Source organism: Aeromonas aquatica (assembly GCF_000764655.1).
Classification (GTDB): domain Bacteria; phylum Pseudomonadota; class Gammaproteobacteria; order Enterobacterales; family Aeromonadaceae; genus Aeromonas; species Aeromonas aquatica.
Genome location: NZ_JRGL01000142.1, coordinates 1 through 8,953, shown reverse-complemented (window position 1 = coordinate 8,953; position 8,953 = coordinate 1). Strand labels below are relative to the sequence as shown.

The window sequence follows — 8,953 nt, the reverse complement described above, 5'->3', positions numbered from 1 at the left end:
TGGCCTTGGCGCTGTCGCCATCGGCGTCAGTCACTGTCTGCACCAGGGTCAGCACGCCGCTCTCCAAACTCAGGCTGACACTGTCATCCGGATTGCTGGTATTGCCGTGCCAGACATTGTCCAGCAGCGCCAGGGTCACCGAACCCGTAGCGGGATCGATGGTCAGGGTGAAGTAGCTCACCCCGTTGGCACTGCCGGTGATGACGTTACCCACCTGATTGAGCAGGATCTGTGCACCCTGGCCATTGACCGCCAGCGGATCGACCGCATAGAGTCCGCTCGCCACGTTGCTGCCAGTGAGCGCCAGGCTGTAACCAACGCTGCCCACCCCATCCGCACCATAGGCCGGGTTGAACTGAGACTGCACGGCCGCCCCTGTCAGGGTCGCACTGGCGATACCATCGTTGTATGCACCGCCCAAGGCCGGCAGGCTTTCATCCACGACCGCGATCAGACGCGGTGCCTCACCCGCCAGACCCGTGGTCGGGCCGTCATCTTCGAAGCGGAAGGTTCCATCAGCCGCCAGATCCAAGCTGGCTTTGGCACTGTCACCATCCGCATCGGTGACGGTCTGCACCAGAGTCAGCACTCCACTCTCCAGCGTCAGGCTGACGCTGTCATCATGGTTGCTGGTATCCCCATGCCAGAGGTTATCCAGCAGGGCAAGGGTCACGGCACCAGTGGCGGGATCTATGGTCAGGGTGAAATAGTCCACTCCGTTGGCGCTGCCGGTGATGACATTGCCCACCTGGTTGAGCAGGATCTGGGTACCCTGCCCATTGTCTGCCAGCGGATCGACCGCATAGAGACCGCTCGCCACGTTGCTGCCATTGAGCAGCAGGCTGTAACCGATGCTGCCCGCCCCATCCGCGCCGTAGGCATGGCTAAACTGGGCTTGCACCGTGGCTGCCGCCAGAATCGCACTCGCAATACCATCGCCGCCCACCCCACCCAAGGCTGGCAGACTCTCATCGACCGTCACAAAACCGGGGCGCAGGGAATCCGCCGCCAGCTCAGAGGTCGGGCCGTCGTCTTCGAAGCGGAATACGCCGCTGGCCCCCAGATCCAGGCTGGCCTTGGCGCTGTCACCATCGGAGTCGGTCACGGTCTGCACCAGAGTCAAGATGCCACTACCCAGCGTCAGGCTGACGCTGTCATCGTGACTGCTGGTATCCCCTTGCCAGAGGTTGTCCAGCAGGGCCAGAGTGACGGCACCACTGGTGGGATCTATGGTCAGGGTGAAGTAATCCACCCCGTTGGCACTGCCGGTAATGACATTGCCGACCTGGTTGAGCACGATTTGGGCACCCTGACCATTGGCCGCTTGCGGATCGACCGCATAGAGACCGCTCGCCACATCGTTGCCATTGAGCACCAGGCTGTAACCAATGCTGCCCGCCCCATCTGCCCCGAAGGCATGGCTGAATTGAGCCTGCACCACGGAGGCAGCCAGCGTCACACTCGCAATGCCGTCGCTGTCTGCACCGCCCAGCTGCGGCAGACTCTCATCCACACTAAGCACACCCAGTTCACCGGCGCCAGAGATGAGCGCCACGCTCGGTACATCATCGATTATCACCACATCCAGGCTGGCACTGGTGCTGTCGCCATCGCTGTCCGTCAACACGACACTGAAACTTTCGGTCAGTGTGATGTCATTGGCGGGCTGGGTGTGAGCCTCGTTATCGCTCAGGGTGTAGCTGTAGGTGACGCTGCCAGCCCCGGTCACGGGGTTGTAGCTGATACCGGTCACCAGCAGTTGATTGCCCAGAGGACTGGGGATCGATTGCGGGAAGCTGGTGATGACCTGACCGTTGTTGATGAGCGTCACGCCACCCAGCGTCAGGCTCTGAACCCCGTCCGCTGCATTGAAGGTAAAGGTGCCGCCCTTGGTGAGCGCTGCGGCATCCGGGGCGCTGCCATCGGCCAAGGCGGCTTCATTCAGAACGACTTCACCCCCCTCCACTTGCAACCCTCCGAGGGAAACCGTCTCATCCACCGGGGTAATGGTAATGATCAGGGTTGAGAGGTTGGTATCTGCGCCATCCGTGACGATGTAATTGGCGGGAGGAACGGGGCCCGTGTAGTTGAGAGCCGGGGTGAAGGTGTAGGAGCCGTCAGCATTGATGATGAGCGTGCCGATCCCGTTCAGGGTAGTCGCAGTGCCCGCTGGAATGCCGATGTTATTGCCCCAGCTATAAGAAACAATCGACACATCGAAAGGGCCATCCGGGTTATCACTGTTGGCCAGCAGATCACCACTGATGGATTGATCCTCCTGAGTGACGGCAAATTCATCCTGATCGTCGAGCTGATTGTCGGGCAGGAGCTCATCCGCTTGTACGATATTCTGCGCCGCCAGCGCATCGTGGTTGGTATCAAACCCGGCGGTGGCGATGGTTGCATCACCGATACGGTCGATAACGACAAAGCCACCATTACCACTGGCACCCGCGACCCCACCTATACCACCACCGCCACCGCCACCCGCGGCGGGGGCACCACCGGCTGCCGAGGCTTCAAAGTTCTTGGTCGGGTCAACCCCTTCCAGAATGGACTTTTGCAAGGCCGCGATTTCCGGAGGGAGGTTGCTGTTCTCGGCCGATGATGAGGGAGCTCCTTGAGCGGGCGCGTCTGTCGGCGCAGGTGCATCTGACACGGCATCGGGTTTGTCATCGTAGGGGGCCAGCACCAACTTGGCATCGTCGGCGATGTCGAGCTTGGCGCCTGGTTGCAATATCTCTCCCGGCTGGAGAGGACGACTGCTGCCATCGGCGAGCTGGATTTTGACATTACCTTCCACGGAAGAGACGACGACGGCTTTATCGATAATTTGGGTGCGCATATCCATTGCTCCAGAGTGACAGATCTTGATGGCTACACCTTAGATAGGGCGCCGTCATGCTTCCGTTGCAAAAATGTACCGCGTTGAATCTGTGCAGCTCCATCCGATGCAGCAAATCGAATAGTGATTTTTTACACATTAAAATCAATAAATTAACAAGGGCTCTTGTGGAGCCATTAAATGCTCGCTACAGAAAAGCCTCCCGACTTATTCTAAATGGATATAAAAAAGGGCCCACATTGGGGCCCATTTTTGAATGATGGCATTTATCACGGTAACGGGAATGCCGGATGGACGAAGCCTTGGTAGCCATCGATGTGCAGACTGGACAGTACTTCGACCTGTTGTTGATCTTCCACACGAGTGGCGATCGTCGTGACGCCCGCGTTGTGCGCCGCACGGCAGACCGCCGCCAGGAAGGAAGTGTCCGCCCCCGGCTCCATGACCTGGCTGGTGTAACCGTGATCCACCTTGACGTAGGCTGGCGCCAGCTCCTCCAGATAGCCGAGGGACTGGAAGTGGCGACCGTAGTGATCGACACCCCACTGGAAACCATGTGCTTGTAGCACAATGACCAGGGTAGTGACCTGTTCTCTATGTTTCATGATGGCCGCTTCGGGGATCTCGAACAGCAGCCTCTCTTTGAGCTCGCCATTCAAGGTCAGATAGCCTTTCAGCCAAGTCAGAAACTCATCGGAACAGAGCGAACCCGCCGTGATGTTGACGGCCAGCACCAGCTCGGGTTGTTGTTTGAGCAGAGGAACACAGGCCTCCAGCACCGCCTTGTCGAACTCGGATCCCATCTTGAATTGCTCGATGGCAGGCAAGAACTGACCAGCAAAGTAGTCGGTACCATCTCGCGAGATGGAGGCGAACAGCTCGGCATGCAGGCGCATCCCATTATCGAAACGACAGGCAGGTTGTGCCTTGAAACGCCACAGGTTTCTGACGATCGCGTCCTGCACCAGATCGCGCCAGGCCAGACGTCCCATCAACCCCTGATCCGCGCCACCTTCCATGACGACGGCACCGCGCCGCTCGTTGCGCGCCTTGCCAAGGGCATTGTCGGCCTTGGTCAGCAGGCTGGAGAGATCATCATTACCATCCCGACCGGCGATACCTATCACGGAGAGCGCCCCCACCTCACCCATGGGATTAACCACCAGATCGGCGATGCGACTGTTGATCACTTCCGCCAGCTCCTTGAGCTGTGACAGATCATCGGTAGGACAGAGCAACGCATATTCGGTGGCCGAGATCCGGGCCAGCGCAGCCCCATCCCAGCCACCGAGCAGTTCTTTGAGCACCTGGGCGATGGATTTGACCATGTTGTCTCGCGCGGCAAACCCTTCTTCCCGGTAAAGATCGTCCAGCATGTCGACGGCCACCAGCATGACGCCGCCCTGCCCCGCCTCCGCGATCCAGGCGTTGACTTGTCCGACGAAATAAGAGCGGTTGCCAAGCCCGGAGACGGCGTCCACATAGACTCGAGCCCGTAGATTTTCGGCCTCGTCAGCCTGCTCCTTGAACTGCACGGCCAGCTTGCTGGAAAGAATATTGATGGCTTGCACCACCTGCTTGAGCTCGCGAGTCTTCGGCTCGGGGATGGCATGACCGAAATGATGCAGCTCTATCTCGACAGCCTGCTCGCAGATGAGTTTGAGTGGTTTGAGCAGATAGTTCAGGGCCCGCATCAGCAGTATGGTGGTGAGCAGAAAGCCTATCAGGAACCAGGTCGCCAGCTTGCTCATCCCCTCCCAGAGCTCGTAGTAGGCCTGGCCGGAGTGGCCCACCACCTTCAACTTGCCCAGTTGCAGCCAGCCCGACGTCAAAATGGATTCATTGGATACCTCTGGAAACAGACCCAAACCGATGAACCACTGCGGCACACCCTGAATGCTGTTGCTATTCTCTAGCTCGATCACATCCTTGGAGGCCAGCAGATCCAACCGAACCAACTTATAGTAACCACCGTCAAACACTGCCTTGATGACGGATTCGGCACTCACTTTGTCGCCATTCTCCAGATAAGGCGTCAACGCCAGCCCCAACGAGGTGACTGTGTTGATCACTGTGGTTTCCTGCTGCTGTGCCAGATAGTTACGGGTCGAATTGAACTGCACCCAATAGGTTGCGGCAAACAACAATCCGAACAATAACAACATGGTTGCCAATAATTGTCTGTAGAGCGTCATAGGTTAATCATCCAAATTCACCACAGGCCGAGCCAATCGCCCTGAAGTCATGCGATTGCGTAAGTCATTCCATAATCCCAAGCGGGATGATTGCCCGGCCAGTTCCCCTTGACCACGCTCTTTCATCAACCACAGGTGACTACCGTTAAAGCTATAAATTGGTTTCAGATCCGCTCGCTGGCTGGCCGGGCGAATGGTGCCGATAAGATTGTCCAGGATCAGCGGAACAGACGCAGGCGTCTCATAGTAGGCAACGACCATATGGAACTGGTTATAATCCAATGCCTTGACATATACCATCCGCATTTTTTCATCCGGAATACCAAGTTCGAGCAGCGTAAAATACTTGGAAATGCTGAAGTCTTCACAATCTCCACCAGCGGCTCCCAAAAACTCCAGCGGAGTCGCCCAATAATCTTTCTTGCGCCACAGCTTGATGTCATCGATGAAGCGCATCTGATTGAAAAACTGGTTCACCTTCTCCAGCTTCTGGCGCTCGCTCAGCCCTGCAGCACGATTCTGCATGGCCAGGGTGCGCCAGCTGGTGACTCGCTTGCCCGCCCGCACCCCATAGGTGTCCTCCGCTCTCTTGGCCAGTTGAAGATCCTCGGAGGAGAGCGGCTGACTGGCATTGAGCAACAGGGGAAGTAACAGCAGGCACCACCACCACAAGGGGCGTGCCCAGCGCAGGGACAGGCACTGGTGCCATACCTGCCAGGACATACTCATACCCCTTGCCTTGTACCACGATGTCACATTTTTCCCCTGCGGCAGGTCATAACAATCTTCATTTGCAAACTCAAAACATAAAAGAATGACTGCAGCAAGCTGCAGCCATTTCTTTGCCTGATATCACATCAGCGCGATTGCCATCAGTTGTTATTGGCCTGCCAATCAGCCGGCTGCTGCACGTTCATGGCATTGAGCAAACCACCCGTGGCATTGAGGATCCGGTAATCCGCCAGCAGGGAGTCATACTCAGCCGTGATGTAGCTGCGACGCGCCTCGAACAATTCGTTCTCCGTGTTCAACACGTCCAGCAAGGTCCGTTGGCCCAGACCGAACTGCTTCTTGTACGCCTGTACCGTGTCATAGCTGGCGTCCACGTGCTCTTTCAGGAAAACTTTCTGCTTGGTCAGCGACTCTTTGGCGTTCCAGGCAAGACGGGTACCCTCTTCCACCTGACGGAAAGCGTTCAGGTGAATGTCTTTTGCCTGGGAATAGAGCGCCGAGGTGGCTTTGCTTTCGGCCAGATCCGAACCGCCACGGAACAGGTTGTAACGCATCCGGACCATGGCGGTCAGATCGTCGTTACGGCCCTTGACCGCGTCGATATCCTCGTTCCAGTTTTGATCCACCTCGAAGGCCACGTTCGGGTAGAAGCCGGACTTGGAACCTTCATGCTGGTACTTGGCCTCCTCGATATCCTGCAGAGATGACAGCAGGGTCGGGTGCACCTCGGTGGCCGTCTTCAGTGCATCCTCCAGGGTCGCGGGGATCAGCTGGCTGTTCGGGACTGGCTGCACCAGATCCTTGGGGACTTCATTGACGACACGGATGAACTCACTCTCGGCATCCCGATAGTTGTTATCCGCCGCGGCCTGGTTGGAATAGGCTCGCGCCACCCGACCGTCGATCTGGGTCTGGTCCGCGGTAGAACCCAGACCGGAATCGGTCCGCTTCTGGATGTCGCTGCGGATCTGCTCGTGAGTCTCCAGATTCTGCTTGGACAGCTCCAGGATCTCCTGCTGACGCAGCATGTTGAGGTACACCTCCGCCACACGCAGTGCCGTGTTCTCCGCTTCGGAGATCATGGCCAGCCGCTGGGCATTGGCGGCGGCATCGGTCCGGGCCACGTTGCTGCTGACGTCAAAGCCGTCAAACAACATCTGGCGCAGACTGATCCCGGCCTCTTTACGGGTCATGGAATCATCGATCGTCTGCGAGTTGGCTCCTGCCGCGCGGGTTGAGGGGCTGTCAGTCTTTTCATAACCGACGCCTCCACGCAGATCGATGGTGGGATAGTAGCCACCTTTGGCTCCATCATGCTGGTACAGCCGTGCCTGATAGAGGTCAAAAGCTTCCTTGATTTTCGGATGGGTAGCCAGTGACTGTGCCACTGACTGTTCCAGCGTTTGAGCCTGGCCAAGGCCAGGGAACAGCACTGCGCCACTGACCAGCATGGCAACAATCGTCTTCTTCATGGTATCTCCAGTCATGTTGTTATTAGATTGTTGGCTTTATCGTTCTCTCAGTGCCGACTGCTTAGCCCGCAAGATCGGCTTAAGCAAGTAGTCTAGGACACTTTTTTTACCAGTAATGATATCTGCACTGGCTAACATACCGGGGATGATGGGAAGTGCGTTAAGCTCATCGCCCAAGTAACTCTTCTCGGTGCGCACCCGAACCAGATAGAAAGTGTTGCCCTTCTCATCCTGGATCGAGTCCGCACTTATCTGTTCAACCTTGCCATGTAAACCTCCGTAGATAGTGAAGTCATACGCCGTTATCTTGACCACCGCCTCCAGCCCGGGTCGCAGGAAGGCGATATCCTTGGGCGACACCTTGGCTTCCACCAGCAGGGTATCCTCCAGAGGCACAATTTCCATCAGATCCATGCCCGGCTGCACGACACCACCGAGGGTGTTGATCTTGAGCTTCTTGATGGTGCCCTTAAGCGGAGCCAGCACGCTGGTCCTGTCGACCCGGTCACGCAGGCCCACCTGCCCCTCGGACAGCTGGCTCAGCTTGCCTTGTCGCTCGTTGAGCTCGGTCTGGGAGTCAGCTCTGAACTTCAAGGCGATATCATTACGCTTGGAGATGGTCTCCCGCAGCACCGAGTTGAGTTTGGGAATGAGCAGCCGGTTGGCTTCCAGCTCCCCTTGCATCTCGTTGACCTGCCGCTCCAGCTTAATAAGCTCCACCTGAGGCACTATACCCTCTTTCGCGAGGGGACGGCTGATATTCAACTCCTGGCGAGCCAGATCGACGCTGCGGCCTACCGTCCTGATCTTGGCATTGAGCTCTATGGTCTCCTGCTCTTTTTGCTCGATCTGCTGGCCGAGGATGTAGAGCTGGTTGGTCAAGTTGTTGAGCCGTTCATCTTGCACCGACTTCTCACGGGCGACATATTCGGCGAAGACACTTTCGAAGCCATCAGGGAAAACGATAGGTTGCTTCTCGATAACCACCTGTTCACGCCAGCCAAGGTTGGATTCGTTTTTGACCACTACGCTCTTGATCTCGGCACGCAAACGGGCAATGTCCCCCTTGAGGATCACCATTTCCTGCTCACGTTCACGAAAATCCGACTTGAAGCGGGTATCATCGATGCGCAGCAAGGGCTGTCCCTTCTCGACGATGTCACCCTCTTTAACGAAGATCTCCTTGACGATTCCTCCCTCCAGATTCTGGATCACCTGCAGTTGGCGCGACGGGATCACCGTGCCCTGGCCGACGGTGACCTCATCCAGCTCCGCCCAGGCGGCCCAGACGATGGCGCTGATGAAGAACAGGAAGCAAGCCCATAACAGAACCCGGGCACGAGTAGGTGTTGTCAGCAATACGGCGGCGGCACCATCATCGACATACTCAAGATGCTCAGGGGATGGCAGAACTGTGTCTGGTGACCTTTTTTTGAACCAGTTGTTAGCCATTGGACACCTCCTGCAGCCGAACCTTGCCTTCCTTCAATTGCTGCAACACCACCTCTTTGGGTCCATCGGCCACTATCTGGCCCTGCTCCACGACGATGACCCGGGAGGCCACGTCCAGCATGGAGGTCTTGTGAGTGATCAGGATCAGGGTGGTCTCCGGCCCCAGCCGTGCCAACTCCTGCTTCACATGCATCTCCGACTGGTTATCCATGTTGGAGGTCGGCTCGTCCATCACCAAAATGGGTGGATCATTGAGC

The 8,953-nt window shown here is 57.2% G+C and carries 5 protein-coding genes and 1 pseudogene; all 6 read right to left on the bottom strand.

What is annotated here, in order from left to right; genetic code table 11:
• A partial coding sequence (locus LG30_RS22800; protein WP_238566457.1) for a retention module-containing protein occupies nt 1–2,845 on the bottom strand: 2,845 nt, incomplete at its 3' end.
• Nucleotides 2,846–3,114: 269 nt separating this feature from the next.
• Nucleotides 3,115–5,040 carry an EAL domain-containing protein gene (locus LG30_RS0118635; RefSeq protein WP_033132195.1) on the bottom strand — a complete coding sequence of 642 codons (1,926 nt, stop codon included), beginning with the start codon at nt 5,038–5,040 and terminating at the stop codon, nt 3,115–3,117.
• Between the two features lie 3 nt (nt 5,041–5,043).
• On the bottom strand, nt 5,044–5,763 hold the full coding sequence (locus tag LG30_RS0118630) for a transglutaminase-like cysteine peptidase (RefSeq protein ID WP_052101197.1): 720 nt from the start codon (nt 5,761–5,763) through the stop codon (nt 5,044–5,046).
• A 149-nt stretch (nt 5,764–5,912) separates the two neighbouring features.
• Nucleotides 5,913–7,244: a TolC family outer membrane protein gene (locus tag LG30_RS0118625; RefSeq protein WP_033132193.1), complete on the bottom strand. Its 1,332-nt coding sequence runs from the start codon at nt 7,242–7,244 to the stop codon at nt 5,913–5,915.
• Between the two features lie 36 nt (nt 7,245–7,280).
• Complete coding sequence (locus LG30_RS0118620; protein ID WP_033132192.1) at nt 7,281–8,696, bottom strand: HlyD family type I secretion periplasmic adaptor subunit; 1,416 nt, start codon at nt 8,694–8,696, stop codon at nt 7,281–7,283.
• A pseudogene (locus LG30_RS0118615) lies at nt 8,689–8,953 on the bottom strand (type I secretion system permease/ATPase); the annotation flags it as partial. The gene LG30_RS0118620 and the pseudogene LG30_RS0118615, both read right to left, overlap by 8 nt.